Origin of the sequence: Kitasatospora sp. NPDC094019 (genome assembly GCF_044764505.1) — a bacterium.
Taxonomy (GTDB): domain Bacteria; phylum Actinomycetota; class Actinomycetes; order Streptomycetales; family Streptomycetaceae; genus Kitasatospora.
In genome coordinates this window covers 515,526-539,055 of the sequence record NZ_JBIWIF010000005.1, presented here as the reverse complement: position 1 = coordinate 539,055, position 23,530 = coordinate 515,526, and the positions used below count along the sequence as shown (strand labels likewise).

General features: G+C 73.9%; 13 protein-coding genes and 1 pseudogene. 1 reads left to right on the top strand and 13 read right to left on the bottom strand.

What is annotated here, in order from left to right:
- Nucleotides 1-102, top strand: a pseudogene (locus ACIQ9P_RS14755) (ATP-binding protein); the annotation flags it as partial.
- Nucleotides 103-229: 127 nt separating this feature from the next.
- On the opposite strand, the gene cimA reads toward ACIQ9P_RS14755, so the two are convergent.
- The 13 genes from cimA to gatB all read right to left on the bottom strand — a co-directional run bounded on the left by cimA (nucleotide 230) and on the right by gatB (nucleotide 23,517).
- A complete protein-coding gene (gene cimA, locus ACIQ9P_RS14750) occupies nucleotides 230-1,846 on the bottom strand; it encodes a citramalate synthase (protein WP_402354925.1) in 1,617 nt (538 codons plus the stop codon).
- 400 nt (nucleotides 1,847-2,246) lie between these two features.
- Entirely contained in the window at nucleotides 2,247-3,359 is a 1,113-nt protein-coding gene (locus ACIQ9P_RS14745) for a branched-chain amino acid aminotransferase (RefSeq protein WP_402354923.1), read from the bottom strand.
- A gap of 219 nt (nucleotides 3,360-3,578) precedes the next feature.
- A complete protein-coding gene (locus ACIQ9P_RS14740; protein WP_402354921.1) occupies nucleotides 3,579-4,616 on the bottom strand; it encodes a 3-isopropylmalate dehydrogenase in 1,038 nt (345 codons plus the stop codon).
- A gap of 527 nt (nucleotides 4,617-5,143) precedes the next feature.
- The gene (locus ACIQ9P_RS14735; RefSeq protein WP_402354919.1) at nucleotides 5,144-8,536 is read right to left on the bottom strand and encodes a S8 family serine peptidase; all 3,393 of its coding nucleotides are present in this window, start codon (nucleotides 8,534-8,536) and stop codon (nucleotides 5,144-5,146) included.
- A 263-nt stretch (nucleotides 8,537-8,799) separates the two neighbouring features.
- The gene (locus tag ACIQ9P_RS14730; protein ID WP_402354917.1) at nucleotides 8,800-8,961 is read right to left on the bottom strand and encodes a hypothetical protein; all 162 of its coding nucleotides are present in this window, start codon (nucleotides 8,959-8,961) and stop codon (nucleotides 8,800-8,802) included.
- Between the two features lie 298 nt (nucleotides 8,962-9,259).
- On the bottom strand, nucleotides 9,260-10,843 hold the full coding sequence (serA, locus tag ACIQ9P_RS14725; RefSeq protein WP_402354915.1) for a phosphoglycerate dehydrogenase: 1,584 nt from the start codon (nucleotides 10,841-10,843) through the stop codon (nucleotides 9,260-9,262).
- A 254-nt stretch (nucleotides 10,844-11,097) separates the two neighbouring features.
- On the bottom strand, nucleotides 11,098-12,096 hold the full coding sequence (ilvC, locus tag ACIQ9P_RS14720) for a ketol-acid reductoisomerase (protein WP_266271586.1): 999 nt from the start codon (nucleotides 12,094-12,096) through the stop codon (nucleotides 11,098-11,100).
- A gap of 135 nt (nucleotides 12,097-12,231) precedes the next feature.
- Nucleotides 12,232-12,756 (bottom strand): acetolactate synthase small subunit, encoded by a 525-nt coding sequence (ilvN, locus tag ACIQ9P_RS14715; RefSeq protein WP_402354912.1) that lies wholly within the window; start codon nucleotides 12,754-12,756, stop codon nucleotides 12,232-12,234.
- A gap of 35 nt (nucleotides 12,757-12,791) precedes the next feature.
- Nucleotides 12,792-14,645, bottom strand: coding sequence for an acetolactate synthase large subunit (locus ACIQ9P_RS14710; protein ID WP_402354910.1), 1,854 nt, complete (start codon nucleotides 14,643-14,645; stop codon nucleotides 12,792-12,794).
- A gap of 310 nt (nucleotides 14,646-14,955) precedes the next feature.
- Nucleotides 14,956-17,865 carry a putative bifunctional diguanylate cyclase/phosphodiesterase gene (locus ACIQ9P_RS14705; RefSeq protein WP_402354983.1) on the bottom strand — a complete coding sequence of 970 codons (2,910 nt, stop codon included), beginning with the start codon at nucleotides 17,863-17,865 and terminating at the stop codon, nucleotides 14,956-14,958.
- 591 nt (nucleotides 17,866-18,456) lie between these two features.
- Nucleotides 18,457-21,492: an AAA family ATPase gene (locus ACIQ9P_RS14700; protein ID WP_402354908.1), complete on the bottom strand. Its 3,036-nt coding sequence runs from the start codon at nucleotides 21,490-21,492 to the stop codon at nucleotides 18,457-18,459.
- A 131-nt stretch (nucleotides 21,493-21,623) separates the two neighbouring features.
- Complete coding sequence (locus ACIQ9P_RS14695; RefSeq protein ID WP_402354906.1) at nucleotides 21,624-21,785, bottom strand: hypothetical protein; 162 nt, start codon at nucleotides 21,783-21,785, stop codon at nucleotides 21,624-21,626.
- A 223-nt stretch (nucleotides 21,786-22,008) separates the two neighbouring features.
- A complete protein-coding gene (gene gatB, locus ACIQ9P_RS14690) occupies nucleotides 22,009-23,517 on the bottom strand; it encodes an Asp-tRNA(Asn)/Glu-tRNA(Gln) amidotransferase subunit GatB (RefSeq protein WP_402354904.1) in 1,509 nt (502 codons plus the stop codon).
- Between the last annotated feature and the right edge of the window lie 13 nt (nucleotides 23,518-23,530).

The window sequence follows — 23,530 nt, the reverse complement described above, 5'->3', positions numbered from 1 at the left end:
ACCGAAACCCCCGTCATCACCCTCGACGCCCGACGCCGCGACAGCGCCAAGAGCGCCCTCATCACCCTCGTCGAACACGCCCTCCTCGCCCGGCTGCGGTGACCCCGGGGCACCGCTCGACGGCGCACGGCCGAACGGCGCGGCCCGCGGACCCTCCGGTCCCCGGGCCGCGCCGTCCTGTCACCGCGGCGGGCCCTCGCCGCACCGGGCCGCCGGTGCGGCGCCCGGGTCAGTCCCGGGCCTCGTCAGGCTCCAGCCCGACCCGCAGCAGGCCGTAGGTGTAGGCGTCCTCCAGGGCCAGCCAGGAGGCCGCCACCACGTTGTCGGCCACCCCGACGGTGGACCAGGTGGCGGTGCCGTCGGTGGTCTCGATCAGCACCCGGGTCTTGGAGCCGGTGCCGTGCTGGCCCTCCAGGATGCGGACCTTGTAGTCCACCAGCTCCAGCTTGGCCAGCTGCGGGTAGATCCGCTCCAGCGCGGTGCGCAGCGCCTTGTCCAGCGCGTCGACCGGGCCGTTTCCCTCGCCGGTGGCGAGCATCCGCTCGCCCTTGGCCCACAGCTTGACCGTCGCCTCGTTGCCCGCGGCGCCGCCCGGGCCCTGCTCGCTGATGGTGCGCCAGGACTCCAGGGCGAAGTACCGCTCGCGGCGGCCGCGGACCTCGTCGCGCAGCAGCAGCTCGAAGGAGGCGTCGGCGGACTCGTAGGTGTAGCCGAGGTTCTCCTGCTCCTTGACCCGGGCGACCACCCGGCCGGCCAGGTCCCGGTCGGTGGAGAGGTCGTAGCCGAGCTCCTTGCCCTTGAGCTCCACGGAGGCGCGGCCGGCCATGTCGGAGACCAGCATCCGCATGGTGTTGCCGACCGTCTCCGGGTCGATGTGCTGGTAGAGGTCCGGGTCGACCTTGATCGCCGAGGCGTGCAGTCCGGCCTTGTGGGCGAAGGCCGAGAAGCCGACGTAGGGCTGGTGGGTGGAGGGGGCGAGGTTGACCACCTCGGCGATCGCGTGCGAGATCCGGGTCATCTCGGCCAGGCTGCCGGCCGGCAGCACCCGGCGGTCGCACTTGAGTTCCAGCGCGCCGACCACCGGGAAGAGGTTGGCGTTGCCGACCCGCTCGCCGTAGCCGTTGGCGGTGCACTGGACGTGGGTGGCGCCGGCCTCGACCGCGGCCAGGGTGTTGGCGACGGCGCAGCCGGTGTCGTCCTGGGCGTGGATGCCGAGCCGGGCGCCGGTCGCGGCGAGGACGTCGGCGACGGTGTCGCGCACGCCGGAGGGCAGCATCCCGCCGTTGGTGTCGCAGAGCACCACCACCTCGGCGCCCGCCTCGTGGGCGGCGCGGACCACGGCCAGCGCGTAGTCCCGGTTCGCCCGGTAGCCGTCGAAGAAGTGCTCGCAGTCGATGAAGACCCGGCGGCCCTGCGCCCGCAGGTGGGCGACGCTGTCCCGGACCATCTCCAGGTTCTCGTCCAGGGTGGTGCGCAGCGCCAGTTCGACGTGCCGGTCGTGGGCCTTGGCGACCAGGGTGACCACCGGTGCGCCGGAGTTGACCAGGGCGGCCAGCTGCGGGTCGTCAGCGGCGCTGCCGCCGGCCCGCCGGGTGGCGCCGAAGGCGACCAGCCGGGCGTTCCGGAGGTCCAGCTCCTCGGCGGCGCGGGCGAAGAACTCGGTGTCCCGGGGGTTGGCGCCGGGCCAGCCGCCCTCGATGAAGCCGACGCCGAACTCGTCCAGGTGCCGGGCGATGGCCAGCTTGTCGGCCACCGTGAGGTTGATGCCCTCGCGCTGGGCGCCGTCGCGCAGGGTGGTGTCGAAGACGTGGAACGCGTCGTCGGGGAGGTTGCTCGCCTGGGTCATGACCCTGGGTCTCCGTTCCGGGAGGTCGGGTTGCTGCTCTGCCGGTTCTGGTTCCGGCTCCACTGTCCAGCATCCCGCGCGCGCCCCGGTGTCCCTCGGCCCCTTGTGGGGGCTCCGGCCGGTCCGGGGGAAACAAAAAGACCCCTCGCGGGTGCGAGAGGTCTGCGCGCGGGTCTGGACGCTGGTGGTCGCTCCGCATCGGGTGGGTGCGGGAGCGGTCACTGCGGACCGGCGCGCCTGCTGCTAATAATCAGCGAAAGCGAGGACACGTCGGCAGTCTGGCACATCGTCCGCGCCTCGGCCCGCCCGTCTCGGCATCCGGAACGGACGGGCCGGGAGCGGGCCGGGCGGGCCGGGGCGGGCGGCTCCCTCGGCGGCCGCCCGCCCGGCGGGAGCGGGATCAGACGATCCGGTGCAGCCAGCCGTGGGTGTCGGGGGCCTGGCCGCCCTGGATCGCGAGCAGCGAGCGGCGCAGCTCCATGGTGACCGGGCCGGGCTCGCCGGCGCCGACGGTCCAGTCGCCGCCGCGGGACTTCACCGAACCGACCGGGGTGATCACGGCGGCGGTGCCGCAGGCGAAGACCTCGGTCAGGGTGCCGTCGGCGTTGCCCCGCTTCCACTCCTCGGTGGAGATCTTCCGCTCCTCGACCGCGTAGCCGAGGTCGGTGGCGAGCTGGAGCAGCGAGTCGCGGGTGATACCGGGAAGCAGGGCGCCGGACAGCTCGGGGGTGACGATCCGGGCGTCCTCGCCCTCACCGAACACGAAGTAGAGGTTCATGCCGCCCATCTCCTCGATCCACCGGTGCTCGGCGGCGTCGAGCCAGACCACCTGGTCGCAGCCCTTGGCGGCGGCCTCGGCCTGGGCGACCAGCGAGGCGGCGTAGTTGCCGGCGCACTTGGCGGCACCGGTGCCGCCCGGGGCGGCGCGGACGTAGTCCTCGGAGAGCCAGACCGAGACCGGCTTGACGCCGCCCGGGAAGTAGGCACCGGCCGGCGAGGCGATGATCATGAAGAGGTAGGAGTTGGCGGGCCGGACACCCAGACCGACCTCGGTGGCGAACATGAACGGCCGCAGGTAGAGGCTCTGCTCCGGCTCGTTCGGGACCCAGGACTGCTCCTGCTGGACCAGCAGCTCGACGGCCTCGACGAAAGCCTCGACCGGCAGCTCCGGCATCGCCAGCCGGCGGGCCGACGCCTGGAAGCGCTGCGCGTTGGCCTCCGGACGGAAGGTCGCGATCGAGCCGTCCGCCTGGCGGTACGCCTTGAGGCCCTCGAAGATCGCCTGACCGTAGTGGAGGGTCATGTTGGCCGGGTCCATCTCGATCGGCGCGTAGGGCGCCAGCTGGGCGTCGTGCCAGCCCACCCCCTCGGTCCAGCGGATGGTGACCATGTGGTCGGTGAACACGCGCCCGAAGCCCGGGTTGGCCAGCCGGGCCTCGCGCTCCGCCTGGGGCAGCGGGTGCGCGGAGGGCTTGAGGTCGAACGTGATGGGCGCCTGGGTGGGCGTGCTCATGGCTGTGTGTCCTTCACCGTGGGGTTGGTCCGGGCCGCCTCCGCCGGTGCTCGTCCCGGACTCACACTCCGGTACGGACGCACGACGGCACGGCCCACTGTCGATACTCGCATCCAGAGGGCCGTGCCGAACAGTCGCGGACTCCTTGGAGAACCGCAAGCTGCCGTTATGGGGTCCGGCCCACCGGGGCCGGAACACCGTTTGTCGGGTCCCGGCCTCCTAGGCGGATACTCGGGCGGCGAGCGCGTCGCCGACCTGGGCGGTGGTGCGGGTGCCGGTGCGCTCGGCGAGGTCCGCGGCGACCGCGGTCTCGATCCGGGCGGCCTCGGCGGCGTACCCGAGGTGCTCCAGGAGCATGGCGACCGACAGCACGGTGGCGGTCGGGTCGGCCTTGCCCTGGCCCGCGATGTCCGGCGCCGAGCCGTGCACGGGCTCGAACATCGACGGGAAGGCACCGCTCGGGTTGATGTTGCCGCTGGCGGCCAGGCCGATGCCGCCGGTGACGGCGGCGGCCAGGTCGGTCAGGATGTCGCCGAACAGGTTGTCGGTCACGATGACGTCGAACCGCTCGGGCTGGGTGACGAAGAAGATGGTCGCCGCGTCGACGTGCAGGTAGTCGGTGGTGACCTCGGGGAACTCGGTGCCGACCTGCTCGAAGATCCGGGTCCACAGGTGGCCGGCGTGCACCAGCACGTTGTTCTTGTGCACCAGGGTGAGCTTCTTGCGCGGGCGCGCCTGCGCCCGGCGGTAGGCGTCGCGCACCACGCGCTCGATGCCGAAGGCGGTGTTGAGGCTGACCTCGGTGGCCACCTCCTGCTCGGTACCGGTGCGCAGGGAGCCGCCGTTGCCGACGTACGGGCCCTCGGTGCCCTCGCGGACGACCACGAAGTCGATCTCCGGCTCGCCGGCCAGCGGCGACTTCACGCCCGGGAAGAGGCGGCCCGGCCGGAGGTTGATGTGGTGGTCGAAGGCGAACCGCAGCTTCAGCAGCAGCCCCCGCTCCAGCACACCGGACGGCACGCTCGGGTCGCCGATGGCGCCGAGCAGGATCGCGTCGTGGCCCTTGAGCTCCGCCAGGACGCTGTCCGGGAGGGTCTCACCGGTGCGGTGGTAGCGCCGGGCGCCGAGGTCGAACTCGGTGCTCTCCAGCTTCACATCGGCGGGAAGCGCAGCCTCCAGGACCTTGAGGCCCTCGGCCACCACTTCCTGGCCGATACCGTCACCGGGGACTACTGCGAGACGAATCGTGCGAGACATGTTCGGAGGCTACGCCGATGTCCCAGAGCCTGACATCTCGCGTCCACCATCCGGACAACGCCCTTGGTGGCAGGTGATCAGGTGAGATCGATGTCGACCGGAAACGGCCGGTCCACCTTCAGCTGCTTGTGGTGGATCCCGGTCGGCCCGTAGAGCCCGGTGGCCGGGTCGATCTCGTACGGCTGCGGTCGTCCAGCTTCACCCCCATTCGGCGCCAGACCTCCCGGCCTTCCGGCACCTGTTCGTCCAGGTGCCGGTCCAGGCGACTGACCGTCCGGGCGTGGAAGCGTGTCTGACGTGCGCTGAAGACCGGACCGCCGAACAGCAGCTCGGTGTGCGGCGGAAGGTCGGACGGCCGGTCAAGGCTGTCGGCGGTGTGTCCCTCGGCCGGCGGGCGGAGCCGAACCGGGTACTGCTCAGAGAGATCCTCCACCGCTCCACCCTCGCAGAGGGACGCCGTCGGGTTCAGCCGTTCTCCCGATCGGGGGAGCGTGCGGCGAAGGCCGCACGCTCCCCCTCGGGACCGGCTACGGCAGGGACAGGATCTGGCTGCGGCGGCCCTCCGGGTTGAGGTGGTGGAGCAGCAGGACCCGGGAGCGGTCCCCGTCGGTGCGGCGGATGTCCAGCAGGGTGGCGGGGTGGACGGGGGCGGCCAGGGCGGTGGGGCCGCCGGGGCCGGTGCGGATGTCGACGGCGGGGTGCAGGACGTCGACGGCGAGGGTGGGGCGGGTGCCGCGCAGGCCGATCGCGGAGTAGGCGTCGGCCGGGTCCCGGCCCGCGCCGGCCAGGCCGGTCCACACCGCGTAGTGGACCGTGCTGTGCCCGGCCCGGACGCCCGGGAGGGCGGAGAGCCGGACCGGCAGGACCACCGTGTCGGAGTCCAGCAACGCGGTGTCGGTGTCGCCCCAGCGGGCGTTCAGCGGCTGGACGTCGAGTTCGGCGCCGGTGCGGGCGTCCACCGTCCGGGCCACCAGGACGTCGCTGCCGCGCATCCGGTCGGCCCTGACCACCGCGTCGGTGACGCCGTCGCCGTCGGTGTCCAGCGAGGCCCGGACGCCGAACAGGCCGACCGGGGTGGCGGACGGGGCCCACACCTGGGCACCGAGGTAGAGCCGGCCCTCGGCGAGCGGGTCCCCGGCGACGGTGGGCGCGTCGGTGGCGGCGCCCGCGGCCCTCAGGTTGGCCGCCCGGTCGCCGGGGCGTTCGACGCAGACGTCCCGCAGGTGCTCGGCCTCCTCGGTACTGCCCTCCGGGACGAAGCCCGCGCCGGGCCCGACGGCCGCCCCGCTGTCCGGCGGGCAGTCCGCCCAGCGGGCGCCCTCCCCGCCGAGCGCGAAGGCGCTGAGCAGACCGGCCCCGTCACCGGGCGCGTCGGTGCCGGTGAGCGCGACCACGGCCCCTGAGCGGGTGGTGCGGACCGGGGCGGTGGCGGCCAGGTCGGTGGCCGGACGCGGGGCCGCGAACAGCGGCACCCGCAGGCCGGGGACGGCCGGGTCGTCCGGGGTCAGCAGCAGCCGGCCGGAGAGCTCGCCCCGGTAGCTGCGGGCCCGGCCGCCCTGGACAGTGGCGATCGTCGGGTCCGGGGCCCGGCCGAGCGCGCCGGGAACGGCCAGGGTGACCCGGACCCGCGCGGTGCCGCCGGGCGGCAGCTCGATCCGGTCGGGCGCGAGCTCGAAGCGGGCGCCGGGCAGCTCGGTGGCGGCCGCGTAGCCGGTCCGGTAGGCGACCGGGGCGGCGGACAGGTTGCGGACCTCGACCTCGCGCACCAGGGCCTGCGGCCCGGTGACGGCGACCGGGCCGAAGGAGACGCCGACGGCGCCCTCCACCGCGCCCTCCCCCGCCGCGTAGGCGACGGCCGGGGTGCGGACGGCCCGGTCGACGGCGGCCCGGCCGGCGCCGGTGCGCTCGGGCCCGTAGACCGGGCCGGTGCCGCCGTCGCCGAGCCAGGTGTCCCCGGCGGTGTTCATCAGCGCGGCCTTGACCTGTTCGACGGTCCGGTCCGGGTGGGCGGCGCGGACCAGGGCGGCCAGTCCGGCGACGTGCGGGGTGGCCATCGAGGTGCCGTCCTCGCGCTGGCCGCCGGTGCCGCTGCCGACCCGGGCCGACCAGATGGTCTCGCCGGGGGCGGCGAGGTCCGGCTTGACCACGCCGGGCACGCCGATGCCGCGCGAGGTGAAGTCGGTGAGGGTGTCGAGCCGCTGCGGCTGGTCCTGGGCGACGACGCCGTGCAACGGGTTGCCGGGCGCCGCGAGCCGGACCCGGACCGGACCGGCGGCGGCGCCCGCGCGGAGCCGTTCGCCGTCGGCGCGGGCGAGCAGGGCCAGCGGGACCCGGTCGTTGCCGGCGATCTCGGCGAGGTGGTCGTCGTCGGCGGCGAGCAGGGCGCCGAGGGCCCCGGCTTCGGCGACGTGGTCGGCGCGCGGGCCGGAGCCGCAGGCCCGCTCCGACTCGCGGGTGCTCCAGGCGAGGACCGCGATCCGGCCCGCGATCCGCTGCCGGTCGGCCTCGGAGAAGGCCGCGCAACCGTCCCGCTGGTCGGTGGGCAGGGCGAGTTCCCCGGCCACGTCGGCGGTGGACCAGTCCTGGTAGCGGGCGCTCCAGTGGGCCGGAACGACCCCGGCGAGCGGCTGCGGGTCGAGCACGGTGAGGCCGTCGGCGTCGCTGTGCGGGTCGACCGAGGCGGCGACCGCGAGGGCCCTGGCGGCGGTGCCGGGGCTGCCGCCGATGGCGTACACGTCGCCCTCGTTGCCCGCGGCGGCGACGACCACGGTGCCGAGCGCGGCGAGCCGGTCGACGGCGAGGGCGTCGGCGTCGTCGGTGGCGCCGAAGCGGCTGCCGAGCGAGAGGTTGAGGACGTCGAGCCGGTCGCTCGGGTCGCCGTCGCCGTCCGGGTCGGCGGCCAGGTCGAGGGCCTCGCCGAGCTGGTCGGTGGAGCCGTCGCAGCCGAACACCCGGATCGCGTACAGCTGGGCGCCGGGGGCGGCGCCGGGGCCGACCCGGAAACCGGCCGGGTCCAGGCCGGGCCGGTAGGGGCCGTGGTAGGGCTGTCCGTCGGTGGTGACGCCGAGGCCGGCGGCGGTGCCGGCGACATGGGTGCCGTGGCCGTTGCGGACGCAGTCGATCGGGTTCCCGTCCGGGTGCGGCTCCGGCTGGTAGTGCGGGGAGGACGGGTCGGGCTGGTAGTCGTCGCCGACCAGGTCGCGGCCGCCGGTCACCTTGGCGTTGGGGAAGAGGCCGGCCGGCGCGGGCTTCGCGCCGTCGACCGAGCGGAACGCCTCCTCGGTGCCGGGGCCGCCGAAGTCGGCGTGGGTGTAGTCGATGCCGCTGTCCGCGACGCCGATCCGCACGCCCCGGCCGGTGTCGCCGCCGTCCGGGCCGCCGTCGGAGGAACCGCCGGTCCAGACCTCGGGCGCACCGGTGACCGGAACCGAGTGCGCGTTGTCCCGCTGCTTGCGGACGATCGGGTGCACGGCCGCGACCCCGGGCAGGGTGCGCAGCGCGGGCAGCCGGTCGGCCGGCGCGCTGACGGCGAGTCCGGTGAGCAGGGTGCGGGTGCGGTAGAGCTCCCGGGCGGCGGGGACGGCGTCGTGGACGGCGTCGGCCAGGCGGTCCAGCGCCGTGGAGGCGCGGGCCCGCTGGGTGGCGCCGGCCCGGGCGGCCTCGCCCCGGACGGCGTCCGGGGAACGCCTGTTCCGCCGGGCCTCGTCCCCGGCCCGGCGCCAGGCGGGGACGACGGGTTCGGTGGCGAGTTCCAGCAGGACGGCGACGGGCCCGGTGGCGGAGCGGCCCGGCGGGGCCGCCGGGGCCGTCGGCGGGCTGCCGGTGGCGGGGGCGGCCCCGGTGAGCAGGGCCGGTCCGGCGAGCAGGGTGAGTGTCAGGCCGAGCCGGGTGAACGGTCGGCGGACGACGGGATGGCGCATGGTCCTCTCCCCCGGCCGGGGGAACTGATCCGCATGCGGTGCCGCTGACGCCCGCCCGCGCGGCCGTCGATCACCCTTCCGGGGGCCCCAAATTAGGAATATCGCGCCGGTCCGGCGAGCGACTTCCACCGAACGGCGGCAAGGTGCACTCCTGGGGGTGACCTTCCGTCAGTCCGTCCGGCCCATTCGGCGGATGAACGCCGAACGGGCCGGGGCCAGGTCGGGGGCGGCCCCGGCCGGGGCGGCGGGTCGGTGCCGGCCGGTCAGTGGTGGCCGGTCGCGCCGCCGTTGTCGCGGCGGTCCAGCGCCCGCTGGAGCGCGGCGGCGGCGAAGGGGTTCTGCTCGACGGCCCGGCGGCGGCGCGGGGCGCGGGCCTGCGGGGCGGCGGGGGCGGAAGCGGCGTGGCGGTCGGCGGTCGGGGGCATACCGGGGCTCCTTGGTTCGATACGCGCCGTGGGAACGGACGCGGCGGTGGGGAGGAGGGGGGTACACCGGGCGGGGGTCTCCCGCCCATGGGTGCGGACGCGCGCACGGGCCGGGCGCCCTGGCTACAGGGGCGGCACACCGTGCGGCTGCTTCCACGGTACGACCCGGGCCCGGCGGTGTCTGCACGAATACTCGGATTTCCTAGTATCTGAGACGGGCTTCACCCGGGGGAACGCGCCAGGGCCCGGACCGCCGTGCGAACGGTGGTCCGGGCCCTGGTGGGGGGCGGTGCGGGGCTCAGGCGCCGAGGTCGACCGAGCGGGCGAAGCGGGCGCCGATCTCGGCCGCGATCGCCGACAGCACCTCCTGCGGGATCTCGCTGTCCACGGTGAGGGAGGCGAGCGCGCCGCTGCCGTCGCGGGCCACCTGCATGCCGGCGATGTTGATGCCGGCGTCACCGAGGTGACGGCCGAGGACACCGACCACGCCGGGCCGGTCCTCGTACTTGAAGAAGGCCATGTGGTCGGTGAGCGCGACGTCCACGTCGAAGGCGTCCACGCCGACGATCTTCTGGACCTGCTTGGGGCCGGCCAGCGTGCCGGAGATGGCGATCTCCTCGCCGTCCGCCAGGGTGCCGCGCACGGTGATGACGTTGCGGTGCTCGGGGCTCTCGCTGGAGGTGGTCAGCCGCACCTCGACCCCGCGCTCCTGGGCGAACAGCGGGGCGTTGACGTAGGACACCGTCTCCGCCACCACGTCCTCGAACACGCCCTTGAGGGCGGACAGTTCGAGCACCTTCACGTCGTGCTGGGTGATCTCGCCGCGCACCTCGACGTCGAGCCGGACGGCGACCTCGCCGGCCAGCGCGGTGAAGATCCGGCCGAGCTTCTCGGCCAGCGGCAGGCCCGGACGGACGTCCTCGGCGATGACGCCGCCCTGGACGTTGACCGCGTCCGGCACCAGCTCGCCGGCCAGCGCCAGGCGGACCGACTTCGCGACCGCGATGCCGGCCTTCTCCTGGGCCTCGTCGGTGGAGGCGCCCAGGTGCGGGGTGGCCACCACGTTGTCGAGGGCGAACAGCGGCGAGTCGGTGCACGGCTCCTTGGCGTACACGTCCAGGCCGGCGCCGGCCACCCGGCCGTCGCGCAGGGCGCTGAGCAGCGCCGCCTCGTCGACGATGCCGCCGCGGGCGGCGTTGACGATCCGGACGGTCGGCTTGACCTTGTGCAGCGCCTCGTCGCCGATCAGGCCGATGGTCTCCGGGGTCTTCGGGAGGTGGACGGTGATGAAGTCCGAGACCTCCAGCAGCTCCTCCAGCGAGACCAGCTTGACGCCCATCTGCGCGGCGCGGGCGGCCTGGATGTAGGGGTCGTACGCGACGATCTTCATCCCGAACGCGGACATCCGCTGGGCGACCAGCACGCCGATCCGGCCGAGGCCGACGACGCCGAGGACCTTCTCGCTGAGCTCGACGCCGGTGTACTTGTTGCGCTTCCACTCGCCGCCCTTGAGCGCGGCGTTGGCCGGCGCGATGTTGCGGGCGACGGAGATCAGCAGGCCGCAGGCGAGTTCGGCGGCGGTGACGATGTTGGAGGTCGGCGCGTTCACGACCATGACTCCGGCCTTGGTGGCGGCGGAGACGTCCACGTTGTCGAGGCCGACGCCGGCGCGGGCGACCACCTTGAGCTTGCGGGCCGCGGCCAGCGCCTCGGCGTCGACCTTGGTGGCGGAGCGGACCAGGATGGCGTCCACGTCCGCGATGGCGGTCAGCAGTTCGGTGCGGTCCGCGCCGTTGCAGTGGCGGATCTCGAAGTCCGGACCGAGGGCGTCGACGGTGGCGGGCGACAGCTCTTCGGCGATCAGTACTACGCCAGATTTCACAGTTGTAGCAGTGCTCACGACAGTGTGTCCTTAACTGTCCGGTTCTCCCCGGATCCGGGCGCGAGGGTGGCCTTGCCGGGCGGGGGAAGGTGGCATGCCGCGTAGTTAGACGCACGACGCTGTGGGCCTGACGCGCACTCGGAAGTGTATCGACGGGCTGGGTAGCAGGCTGCTCCCGTCCGGCAAAATCACCCGGACGGGAGCCGCCTTGTTGTACAAGGGGGATACGGGCCGGCGAGGGCTCCCCCGAGGCGTTACGCCTCTTCCTTGACCCAGCTCATGAGCTTGCGGAGCTTCTTGCCGGTGCTCTCCAGCAGGTGGTCCTCGTCGGCCTTCTTGTACTCGTTGTACTTGGGCAGACCGGCCTTGTACTCGGCGATCCAGGTGTTGGCGAAGGTGCCGTCCTGGATCTCGGTGAGGACCTTCTTCATCTCGGCCTTGGTGTCGGCGGTGATGATCCGCGGGCCGGTGACGTAGTCGCCCCACTCGGCGGTCTCGGAGACGGACCAGCGCATCTTCTCCAGGCCGCCCTCGTACATCAGGTCGACGATGAGCTTCAGCTCGTGCAGGCACTCGAAGTAGGCGATCTCCGGCTGGTAGCCCGCCTCGACCAGGGTCTCGAAACCGGCCTTCACCAGGGCGGCGGTGCCACCGCAGAGGACGGCCTGCTCACCGAACAAGTCGGTCTCGGTCTCCTCGGTGAAGGTGGTCTTGATGACGCCGGCCTTGGTCGCGCCCAGGCCCTTGGCGTAGGACAGCGCCAGGTCGAACGCCTTGCCGGAGGCGTCCTGCTCGACGGCGACGATCGCCGGGACGCCGCGGCCCTCCTCGTACTGGCGGCGGACCAGGTGGCCCGGGCCCTTCGGGGCGACCATGCAGACGTCGACGTCGGCCGGGGGCTTGATGAAGCCGAAGCGGATGTTCAGGCCGTGGCCGAAGAACAGGGCGTCGCCGGCCTTCAGGTGCGGGGCGATGTCGGCCTCGTAGACATCGGCCTGGATCGGGTCCGGGACCAGGATCATGATGACGTCGGCCTCGGCCGCGGCCTCGGCGGGGGTGACCACGCGCAGGCCGGCCTCCTCCGCCTTGGCCCGGGACTTGGACTCCGGCTTCAGGCCGACCCGGACGTCCGCGCCCGAGTCGCGCAGGGACAGCGCGTGGGCGTGGCCCTGGCTGCCGTAGCCGATGACCGCGACCTTGCGGCCCTGGATGATGGACAGGTCGGCGTCGTCTTCGTAGAACAGCTCGGCCACGGGGGCACATCTCCTTGCGAGTGGTTTGCCGGGTCTGCGGTGGTTCCTACCGTATGCGGATCCGGCGTCGGGGTGGGGCGGTGCTTCAGGGTTTGAGACGGCGGCGCGTCCCGGAGGGCCGGGACCGGTCGGGTCCTAGGCGCTGCGGTCGAGGGCGCGCAGCGAGCGGTCCGTGATCGAACGCGCGCCGCGTCCGATGGCGACCAGGCCGGACTGGACCAACTCCTTGACGCCGTAGGGCTCCAGCATCCGGAGCATGGCCTCCAGCTTGTCCGAGCTGCCGGTGGCCTCGATGGTGACCGCGTCCGGGGACACGTCGACCGTCTTGGCGCGGAACAGCTGGACGATCTCGACGATCTGCGACCGGGTCTCGTTGTCGGCGCGGACCTTCACCAGGACCAGTTCCCGCTGGATCGCAGCGGACTGGTCGAGCTCGACGATCTTTATCACGTTGACGAGCTTGTTGAGCTGCTTGGTGACCTGCTCCAACGGGAGGTCCTCGACGTTGACCACGATGGTCATCCGGGAGATGTCCGGGTGTTCGGTCGGGCCGACGGCGAGGGAGTCGATGTTGAAGCCCCGACGGGAGAACAGCGCGGCGATCCGGGCGAGCACGCCGGGCTTGTTCTCGACCAGGACGGAGAGGGTGTGCTTGGACATGGGTCGTGGGTTCCCTTGGTCGTTCCGGAGGGGGCTCAGTCGAGGTCGTCGCCGAAGTCGGGACGGACGCCGCGGGCGAACTGGATCTCGTCGTTGCTGGTGCCGGCCGCGACCATCGGCCAGACCATGGCGTCCTGGTGGACGATGAAGTCGATGACCACCGGGCGGTCGTCGATCTCCATCGCCTGCTTGATCACCGCGTCGAGGTCCTCGGGGCGCTCGCAGCGCAGGCCGACGCAGCCCATCGCCTCGGCGAGCAGGACGAAGTCGGGGATCCGGGTGCCCTGGGCCGGCGGCTCGATGCCGTCGTGGCCGGGGCCGGAGTGCAGCACGGTGTTGGAGTAGCGCTGGTTGTAGAACAGCGTCTGCCACTGCCGGACCATGCCCAGCGAGCCGTTGTTGATGACCGCGACCTTGATCGGGATGTTGTTCAGGGCGCAGGTGACCAGCTCCTGGTTGGTCATCTGGAAGCAGCCGTCGCCGTCGATCGCCCAGACCTCGGCGTCCGGGCGGCCGGCCTTGGCGCCCATCGCGGCCGGAACCGCGTAGCCCATGGTCCCGGCGCCGCCGGAGTTGAGCCAGGTGCCCGGCTTCTCGAACCGGATGAACTGCGAGCTCCACATCTGGTGCTGGCCGACGCCCGCCGCGTAGACCGCGTCCGGGCCGACCAGCCGGCCGATCCGCTCGATGACCTGCTGCGGGGACAGCTCGCCGTCGGGCGCGGGCTCGTAGCCGACCGGGTAGGTGGTCTTCCACTCGTCGAGCCGCTCCCACCAGTCGGCGTAGTCGCCCTTGTGGCCGGCGTCGAACTCGGCCTGGACGGCGACGATCAGGTCGGCCAGCACCTCGCGGGCGTCGCCGACGATCGGCACGTCCGCCGGGCGGTTCTTGCCGATCTCGGCCGGGTCGATGTCCGCGTGGACGACCTTGGCGTACGGCGCGAAGCTGTCCAGCTTGCCGGTGACCCGGTCGTCGAAGCGGGCGCCGAGGGTGAAGAGCAGATCGGCCTTCTGGAGCGCGCTGACGGCCGGGACGGAGCCGTGCATGCCGGGCATGCCCAGGTGCTGCGGGTGGCTGTCCGGGAAGGCGCCGAGCGCCATCAGGGTGGTGACCACCGGGGCGCCGGTCAGCTCGGCCAGGATGCGCAGCTCGGCCGTGGCGCCGGCCTTGACGACGCCGCCGCCGACGTACAGGACCGGACGCTTGGCGGTGACCAGCATCTTGGCCGCCTCGCGGATCTGCTTGGCGTGCGGCTTGGTCACCGGGCGGTAGCCGGGCAGCGAGGTGTCGACCGGCCAGCGGAAGGTGGTGGTGGCCTGGAGGGCGTCCTTGGCGATGTCGACCAGGACCGGGCCGGGGCGGCCGGTGGCGGCGATGTGGAACGCCTCGGCGATCACCCGGGGGATCTCGGCCGGGTCCGTGACCAGGTAGTTGTGCTTGGTGATCGGCATCGTGATGCCGCAGATGTCCGCCTCCTGGAAGGCGTCCGTGCCGATCGCCTTGGAGGTGACCTGGCCGGTGATGGCGACGATCGGCACCGAGTCCATGTACGCGTCGGCGATCGGGGTGACCAGGTTGGTCGCGCCCGGACCGGAGGTCGCCATGCAGACGCCGACCCGGCCGGTGGCCTGGGCGTAGCCGGTGGCGGCGTGGCCGGCGCCCTGCTCGTGGCGGACCAGGATGTGGCGCACCTTGGTGGAGTCCATCAGCGGGTCGTACGCGGGAAGGATGGCCCCGCCCGGGATGCCGAAGACGGTGTCCGCACCGACGGCCTCCAGCGAGCGGATGAGCGACTGGGCGCCGGTCATGGTCTCGACGACGTGCTGAGGAGCGGGAGCGTGGGCGGCCGGGGTGTCCCCGCGGCGGGGGGATGCGGCGTGCTCGGTCATCTGCCTGTCTCTTCTCGGTTCTGGCCGACCCGGGGGTTTGCGGGCCCCGGGGGGTCGAGGGTGGGGTCCCGCTTGCGGGCCGATCGCCGGCTCTGCCCCAATCGTCCCTTTCGCGGGGCCTCGGGGCCAGGGGTCTTGCGGTGGTGGAACAGCGTCGGTGCAACAAAAAACCCCTCGTGCCCAAGGGCATGCGAGGGGTGGCGCGTCGGTCTGTCGCGAACGGGTCGGGGCCCGCTCAGCCGACGCGCCCGCCAAGTACGAGAATTCGGGTGCGCATGGCAACGACCTTCCTCCCGCCAAGGGTCGGCTGTCAAGCAGGTGGGACGGCCGTCTCGCCATGCGGACCTGCTCCCGGACCCGCCACGGCCGGGTGTTCGGGCAGGTCGGAGCCGTTGTGGTGAGGTACGACACGCCCTCCGGCGGCCTCGCCGCGGCCACTCGTCCGGGTGTCCGCGGCCAGGAAGGGGCGCCGCCCGGGCAGCGGGCCGGGCGGCCTCGGCACCGGGTAGGCGCGGCGGGCCAGCTCGCGCCGGAGCCGGATCTCGTCCAGCGGCGCGGAGAACGCCGAGCCCTGGACCTGGCGACAGCCCAGCTCCTGCAGCACGGCCACCTGGCGCGGCAGGTCGACGCCCTCGGCGGCGGTGACCAGCCCGAGGTCCCGGCCGAGCCGCAGGGCGTGCCCGGCGAGAGTGCGGGCGAGCGCGGACTCGCCCAGGTCCTGGACCAGCGAGCGGTCCAGCTTGAGGCCGTCGAAGGGCAGCCGGACCAGCGCACCGAGCGAACCCCGGCCGGCCCCGAAGCCGGCCAGCGCGGTGCCGACGCCGAGCCGGCGCAGCGCGTCGAGGCGGCGGCCGAGTTCGTCCGCCAGGTCGTCCGGGCCGGTCCGGGCCACCTCCACGATCAGCTGGCCGCCGGGCAGCCCGCTGTCCCGCAGCGCCGCGACCACCGCCTCGTACAGACCGGGCGCGCACAGCCGCTCGGCGGACAGCCGGACCGACACCGGGACCGGCGGCGGGACGGCGCGGCTCCGGGCGGACGGACCCCGGCGCAGCGCGGCGGCGGTCACCGCCTCCCGGACCAGCCAGCGGGAGAACCGGGCGGCGGCGTCGCCCGGCTCGGTGGAGCGCAGGAACTCGGCCGGGGTGAGCAGCAGGCCCTGCGCGGAGCGCCAGCGGGCCTGCGCCTCGACGGCGGTGACCGCGCCGCTGGTGAGGTCCACCACGGGCTGGTGGAGCAGGGTGAAACCGCCCTCGCGGACGGCCGCGCGCAGGCGTTCGTCCAGTTCGGTGCGGCGTTCCAGGTCGGCGCGCATGGCCGGCGTGTAGAGCATCACCCGGCCCTTGCCCTCGGACTTGGCGCGGTACATCGCGAGGTCCGCGTTGCGCATCAGCTCGTCGGCGGCGGCGCGCGGGTCGGCGGCCGGGCCGCGTTCGGGGGTGCCGAAGGCGATCCCGATGCTGGCGGCGACGCTGAGTTCGCTGCCGCCGATCCAGTAGGGCTCGGAGAGCGCGGTGCGCAGCCGGTCGGCTAGCTCCTGGACCTGGAGCCGGCCGAGCGGGCCGCAGACCAGGGCGGCGAACTCGTCGCCGCCGAAGCGGGCGACGGTGTCCCCGCAGCGGACGGCGCCCTGGAGCCGGCGGGCCGCCTGGACCAGCAGTTCGTCGCCGACCTGGTGGCCGGCGGTGTCGTTGACCGCCTTGAAGCCGTCCAGGTCGAGGAAGAGCACGGCGACCCCGGAGCCCGCCTCGTCCTGCGGGCCGCGGGCGGCCAGGGCGGCGCGCAGCCGCTGGGTGAACAGCGCCCGGTTGGGCAGGTCGGTGAGCGGGTCGTGGAAGGCGTTGTGCTGCAGCTGGGCCTGGAGCATGACCCGTTCGGTGACGTCGCGGCTGTTCAGGATCAGGCCGTCGCGGTAGCGGTCGACGGTCGACTCGACGTGCAGCCACTCGCCGCCGCCGGAGCCGATCCGGCACTCCACCCGGGCCGCGGGCAGCGGTTCGGCGCCGGGGTCGCGGTGGGCGGCGAGCCGGCCCCGGGCCAGGAAGCGGCGGACCTCCAGCAGGACCCGGTCGACGTCCTCGGGGTGGATCAGGTCGAGCAGGTTGCCGCCGACCAGCTCCTCCGGGTCACGGCCGTAGACGCCGAGCGCGGCCGGGGACACGTAGGAGAGCACGCCGTTGGCGCCGGCGATCATGATGACGTCGCTGGAGCCCTGCACCAGGGAGCGGAAGTGCGCCTCCTTGTGGGCGAGCTCCTGGGCCAGCGAGAGGTTGTCGAGCAGCATGATGCCCTGGCGCAGGATCAGCGCGAGGCCGACGGTGCAGGCCGCCGAGGCCACCACCCGGTCCAGGGAGCGCCCGCCCAGGGCGTTGTAGAGGATCCCGGCGGTGCAGACGGCGGCGGCCGCGTACGGGGTGAGGGCGCTGAAGGTGGTGGCGACCCGGCGGCGGGGCAGCCCGCCGAGCGCCGGGTGCTCGCGCAGCGGGCGGCGCCAGCGCGGGGACCACGGGGCCCAGGCCAGCAGCAGGCTGCCGGCGAACCAGCCGGCGTCCAGCAGTTCGCCGGAGTGGTAGCTGCTGCGCAGTTCGGGCGAGGTGAACAGGGCGTCGCAGAGCACGGTGACGGCGAGACCGACCATGGCGGTGTGGACGGCCGCGCGGTTGCCGTCCCGGCCGCCGAAGCGCAGGCCGACGACCAGCGAGACGAGCAGGATGTCCAGCACCGGATAGGCCAGGTTGAGGGCCAGCCGCAGCGGGGAGCCGTCCTCGCCGGCGGCGGTCCGGCCGAGGGCGAGGCTCCAGCTGAGGGTGAACAGCGAGCCGGCCACCAGCCAGCCGTCCAGCAGCAGGCAGAGCCAGCCGGCGGCGGTGCGGGGGCGCTGGGCCAGCACCAGGACGCCGGTGATGGCCAGCGGGGCGAACAGCAGGAAGGCGTACTCGGCCAGCGAGTTGGGCGGCAGCGGGGTGCGCTCGACCAGCTCGTACCAGCCCCAGGTGCCGTTGCCGAAGGCGACCATGAGCGAGGAGAGACCGAACAGCAGCCAGGCCGGGCGGGCGTGGCCGCCGACCGTGCAGCCGTAGGCGAGACAGGAGAGAGCGGCGGCGAGCGCGGCCGCGGCCAGGCCGAAGTCGCCCATGAAGACGGCGACCTGGCGCGAGCCCCAGCCGAGCGCGGCACCGAGGGTGTAGGCGAGGCAGAGCACGCCGAGGGCGGCGCCCGGCAGCTTGCGGCTGCAGAGCGCCCGGCGGAGCGGCCCCGGTCTCGCGCCGCGGCCGGCCGGCCGGTACGGGGGCGGGCCGCCCGTTCTGCCCGGGGGCGGGCCGCCCGCACGGGCGCCGCGCGGCGGCGGGCCCGGCCGCGGCGGGCCGTCCACGGGCAGGACGGCGTCCGGCGCCTGGGGCCGTCCGGCTCCGGGCAGCACCGCGTCGGTGGAGCTCACTCGGCCTCTCCCCCTCCGGCCCGGGGCCTCGCGCCCCGGTCACGGACCACCGGCCGCGCGCCTGGTGGCCGTGCGCGGTGACCTGGCGCCCCGGCAGGGCGGTGGCCCAGGGGGCGGGGGGCCTGCCGGCCGTCCCGCCACACCGATGTTCCCGTTCGGGACCCTACACCACTTCGGTCACTCAATGACACGCACACTCAACTTAGAGTAATGGTCCAGGAGTGGGGAATTGGGTCCGATTCCGCCGGAACGGTCCGGTTGACGGGGGCGCGCACAAGGGGGCTCACGCAGCGCGCACAGGAGCACGCGGCGGCGCCCGCCCGGCACCGGCCACCACGGCGGGCCGGGCGTCGGGCGGGAGCCTCGGACGGGCCGTCAGCGGGCGACCGGGACCAGGTCCTCCGGGAACAGCCGTAGCCGGTGGGCCAGCGCGGCCGCCTCGCCCCGGCCGGTCACCGCGAGCTTGCCCAGGATGTTGGAGACGTGCACGCTCGCGGTCTTCGGCGAGATGTACAGTTCCTCGGCGATCTGCCGGTTGGTGCACCCCCGGGCGAGCAATCGGAGCACGTCCCGCTCACGGGGGGTGAGGCCGAGCGATTCACCGGCCGGCAGTGCCGGGGCGGGCGCCGGACGGTCCGCGACCAGGACCAGGCCGGCCCGAGCGGCCAGCGCGTCGATCTCGGCCCGCAGCCCCGCGTCGGAGCGGGCCGCGGCCAGCTCCCGCGCCTCGCGCAGGAGTGCCACGCCGGATTCGCGGCGCCCGGCCAGCACCTCGGCCTCGCCGGCCCGCAGCAGCGCCGCCGCCAGCGGGAACGGCAGCCCGGTCGGGCGCAGCGCCGCGACCGCGACGGCCCACTGCCCGGGGGTGTCCGCGCCCTCGGCGCGGGCCAGTTCGGCCTCCAGCAGCCGGGCCCAGCCGTGGTGCAGCGGCACGGTCGGGGTCAGCCCGGCCGCCGTCGCGGCGATCCTGGCCAGCACCGCGGCGCGGCCCCGCTCCGCCTCCGGCAGGCCCCGGCTGTCCGCCTCGGCGGCGGCGCCGTCCACCAGCAGCGGGTAGAGGTCGGCGAGGTAGCCGCAGCGGAGGTCCTCGTCCAGGGCGGCGATCAGCTCGGCGCGGGCGTCCAGCGAACGGCCGGCCCCGACGGCGACCCGCAGCGCCAGCCGCGCGATCGGGACGGAGTGCTGGAGCTGGCCGATCCGGTTGGCCGCCCTGGCCTGTGCCAGCATGGCGGCGGCGGTGGCCAGGTCGCCGCGGAGCAGGGCGAGTTCGCCGCGCATCCGGTCCAGGAACTCGGCGTGGGTGCCGGTCGCACCGACCAGCCGGCACTCGGCGAGCACCTGCTCGGCCTCGTCGATCCGCCCGAGGTCCATCAGCGACTCGGCGAGGTTCCCGGTCAGGATGGCGCCGATGTTGCGCTGCAGGCCGTTGCCCCGGGCGGATTCCAGCCCCTCCCGGGCGAGCGCCGCCGCCTCCTCGGCCCGGCCGAGCCCGCGCTTCATCGCGGCGAGGTTGTTGATGCCGCGCAGCAGGACGTCGGGGGCGCCGATCCGCCGGGTGGCCTCCACCGCCGCGGTGAGCTGGGCGACGGCGGTCTCCGGGTCGGAGTCGAGGTCGTTGCGCAGTCCGCCGAGCGTCATCAGGGCGTGCTGCTCGACGGCGTCGGCGCCGACCTCGCGGGCGATCCGGACCGCCCGCTCGGCGAGTTCGACCAGCTCGGGCCGGGGGTTGGAGAGCATCCCGCTGCCGGCGGCGAGGGCGAACACCTCGGCCTGGACGGCGGACGGCGGCAGGTGCTCGACCAGCCGCCGCGCGTACGCGATCTCCTCCTCGTCACCGGAGCGGCGCAGGTGGCCGAGCATCCGGGCCCGGTTGATCCGGAACCAGGCGGCGCGGGCCGGGTGCCCGGTCTCGTCGACCATCTTGAGCGCCCGCCGGGCCAGGCTCAGTCCGCGCTCGCGGTCCCCGCTGCGCCGGGCCGCGACCACCGCCTCGGCCAGGACGTCGATCAGGCAGAGCCGGTCGCAGTGCTCGTCGTGCCGGTCCACGTCGCAGGAGCAGGGCGGGTAGGTCTCGGCCCAGTCGTGCGGGCGGAGGGTGCCCGCCAGCACCTCGTCCGGGACCTCGTCCCAGAGCTCCAGGGCGCGTTCCAGCATCCGCAGCTGCTCGGCGAAGGCGTTGCGCCGGCGGGCGGCCCTGGCGGCCTCCAGCGCGGTGGGCAGGGCCCGGGCCGGGTGGTGGGCGTGGTACCAGTAGTTGGCCAGCCGGGCGGGGCGGACGTCGGAGCCGACCAGGTGCGGATCGGCCTCCAGCGCGGCGGCGAAGCGCCGGTTGATCCGGTGCCGCTCGCCCGGCAGCAGGTCGTCCGAGACCGCTTCCCGGACCAGCGCGTGCCGAAACCGGTAGCCGTCGCCGTCGGTGTCCGGGCGCAGGATGTTGGCGCCGACCGCGACCCGGAGCGAGGCGATCAGCTCCTCCTCGTCCTCCAGGACGGCGGCGAGCAGGGCGTGCTCGACGTAGGAACCGCCCTCGGCGGCGATCCGCAGCACCCGCTGGGTCTGCTCGTCCAGCGCCTCGACCCGGACCAGCAGCATGTCCCGGAGCGAGTCGGTGAGCCCGGCCGAGCAGCCCTCGCGGAAGGCGGTGGCGAGTTCCTCGACGAAGAAGGGGTTGCCCTCGGAGCGGCGGTGGATCCGGTCGACCAGCTCCCGGTCCGGGGCGGCGGTGCCGAGGATGCCGGCCAGCTGCGCGGCCACCTCGCCCGGCCCGAACCGCTCCAGCTCGGCCCGCTGCACGGTGCGCAGCCGCTCCAGCTCGGCCAGGAAGGGCCGCAGCGGATGGCGGCGGTGCAGGTCGTCGCTGCGGTAGGTGGCGACCAGCAGCACCCGGGCCCGGTGCAGGGTGCGGACCAGGTAGGCCAGCAGCTCCCGGGTGGAGCGGTCGGACCAGTGGAGGTCCTCGACGGCGAGCACGAGGGTACGGTCCGTGCCGAGTCGTTCGAACAGCCTCGCGGTGTGCTCGAACAGCCGGGCTCGTCCGTACTCGTCGTTGGGTTCGCCGTCGGCCTCGCCGAAGTCCGGCATCAGCCGGGCGAGGTGCCCCTCCATGCCGGCCGCGGCCGCCTCCAGCTCGGTGCCCAGGCTCCGGTGCAGCCGGCGAAGCGCGGTGGCCAGCGGCGCGTAGGGCAGGCCCTCGGCGCCGATCTCCAGACAGCCGCCGACGGTGGTGACCACGCCGTCCAGGCACGCCTGGCGGAGGAACTCCTCCAGCAGCCGGGTCTTGCCGACCCCGGCCTCGCCGCCGATCAGCACGGTCTGCGGCTGGCCGTCGCCGGCCCTGCGCATCGCGTCCAGCAGGACGGTGAGTTCCGGATCGCGGCCGACGAAGACGGGACTCACCGATATCTGCTGCATGGAGGCGAGCATGCCACAGAGGTCGGGCGTCGTCCGAGGGGTTATCCCGCCCCCTGGACGCCCGGAAGGGGAGGCGCACCCCCGTGGCGCCTCCCCTTCCGGTCCCCGCTCGGCACCGAGGTGCCGGTCCGTCAGCATTCGCGCGGACGGACGGCCCGCCGCTGGATGCGGAAGCCCACGTTCGGGCGCCAGCCGGTGCGCTTGGCACCCTTCGCCTCGCGGACCAGGCGCTCGTGGTCGGCCTGGGCCCGGAGTTCCAGCTCCTGCTGCTTGATGAGCTCGTACTCGATCACGGTGTTTCCCCTCGTGGGTTTCGGTGTCTCTCTCGTTCTGAGGTAAAGATTCCTCTCCCAGGGGGGTCGGCCGCATCGGCAGCCTGCCGCATGTTCCGGGGCCCGACCGCCTTAGGTACCGGCCGCCGGGTACGGCAAAGGCCCGGTCCTCCCCCTGGCGAGGGGTAGGACCGGGCCTCGGGCCACTAAGTGGCCCTTAGATCGCCTCAGGCGCCTTGGAGGCTCAGGCGGAAACGCCCAGCTTCTCCAGGATCAGATCCTTGACCCGGGCCGCGTCCGCCTGGCCGCGGGTGGTCTTCATGACCGCGCCGACCAGCGCGCCGACCGCGGCGACCTTGCCGTCGCGGATCTTGGCGGCGATCGCCTCGTTCTCGGCGATGGCCTGGTCCACGGCGGCACCGAGCGCGGAGTCGTCCGAGACCACGGCCAGGCCGCGCTGCTCGACGACCGCGTCCGGCTCGCCCTCGCCGGCCAGCACGGCCTCGATGACCTGGCGGGCCAGCTTGTCGTTCAGCTTGCCCTCGGCGACCAGCGCGGCGACCCGGGCGACCTGCGCCGGGGTGATCGGCTGCTCGGCCAGCTCGGTGCCGGTCTCGTTGGCCCGGCGGGCCAGCTCGCCCATCCACCACTTGCGGGCCTGGTCGGCCGGGGCACCGGCCGCGATGGTCTCCTGGATCGGCTCGACGGCGCCGGCGTTCAGCACCGACTGCATGTCCTTGTCGGTCAGGCCCCACTCGGCCTGCAGCCGGGCACGGCGCACCCGGGGCAGCTCGGGCAGCCCGGCGCGCAGCTCCTCCACCCAGGCGCGGGACGGCGCGATCGGCACCAGGTCCGGCTCCGGGAAGTACCGGTAGTCCTCGGCGTTGTCCTTGATCCGGCCGGCGGTGGTGCTGCCGTCCTCCTCGTGGAAGTGCCGGGTCTCCTGGACGATCGTGCCGCCGTCGGTCAGCACCGTGGCGTGCCGCTGGACCTCGAACCGGGCGGCCCGCTCCACACTGCGCAGCGAGTTGACGTTCTTGGTCTCCGAGCGGGTGCCGAAGGTCTCGGTGCCGTTCGGGCGCAGCGACAGGTTGACGTCGCAGCGCATCTGGCCCTTGTCCATCCGGGCCTCGGAGACGCCCAGCGAGCGGATGACCTCGCGCAGCTCGGCGACGTACGCCCGGGCGACCTCGGGGGCGCGCGCGCCGGCTCCCTCGATCGGCTTGGTGACGATCTCGATCAGCGGGATGCCGGCCCGGTTGTAGTCCAGCAGCGAGTGGGTCGCGCCGTGGATCCGGCCGGTCGCGCCACCGACGTGGCTGGACTTGCCGGTGTCCTCCTCCATGTGGGCGCGCTCGATCTCCACCCGGAAGGTCGAGCCGTCCTCCAGCTGCACGTCGAGGTAGCCGTTGAAGGCGATCGGCTCGTCGTACTGCGAGGTCTGGAAGTTCTTCGGCATGTCCGGGTAGAAGTAGTTCTTCCGCGCGAACCGGCACCACTCGGCGATCTCGCAGTTCAGCGCCAGGCCGATCTTGACGGCCGACTCCACGCCGATCGCGTTGACGACCGGCAGCGAGCCCGGCAGGCCCAGGCAGGTCGGGCAGACCTGGCTGTTCGGCTCGGCGCCCAGTTCGGTCGAGCAACCGCAGAACATCTTGGTCTTGGTGCCCAGCTCGACGTGGACCTCCAGGCCCATCACCGGGTCGAACGACGCGAGCGCGTCCTCGTAGGAGACCAGGTTCTTGACGCTCACAGCGTCCCCTTCA

What these genes read in the sequence shown, in the direction of transcription:
- ACIQ9P_RS14740 (WP_402354921.1), bottom strand. Translation starts at nt 4,616, where the DNA reads ATGTCTCGCACGATTCGTCTCGCAGTAGTCCCCGGTGACGGTATCGGC.
- ACIQ9P_RS14730 (WP_402354917.1), bottom strand. Translation starts at nt 8,961, where the DNA reads ATGCCCCCGACCGCCGACCGCCACGCCGCTTCCGCCCCCGCCGCCCCG.
- ACIQ9P_RS14710 (WP_402354910.1), bottom strand. Translation starts at nt 14,645, where the DNA reads ATGACCGAGCACGCCGCATCCCCCCGCCGCGGGGACACCCCGGCCGCC.
- ACIQ9P_RS14735 (WP_402354919.1), bottom strand. Translation starts at nt 8,536, where the DNA reads ATGCGCCATCCCGTCGTCCGCCGACCGTTCACCCGGCTCGGCCTGACA.
- ACIQ9P_RS14700 (WP_402354908.1), bottom strand. Translation starts at nt 21,492, where the DNA reads ATGCAGCAGATATCGGTGAGTCCCGTCTTCGTCGGCCGCGATCCGGAA.
- ACIQ9P_RS14745 (WP_402354923.1), bottom strand. Translation starts at nt 3,359, where the DNA reads ATGAGCACGCCCACCCAGGCGCCCATCACGTTCGACCTCAAGCCCTCC.
- ilvN (WP_402354912.1), bottom strand. Translation starts at nt 12,756, where the DNA reads ATGTCCAAGCACACCCTCTCCGTCCTGGTCGAGAACAAGCCCGGCGTG.
- cimA (WP_402354925.1), bottom strand. Translation starts at nt 1,846, where the DNA reads ATGACCCAGGCGAGCAACCTCCCCGACGACGCGTTCCACGTCTTCGAC.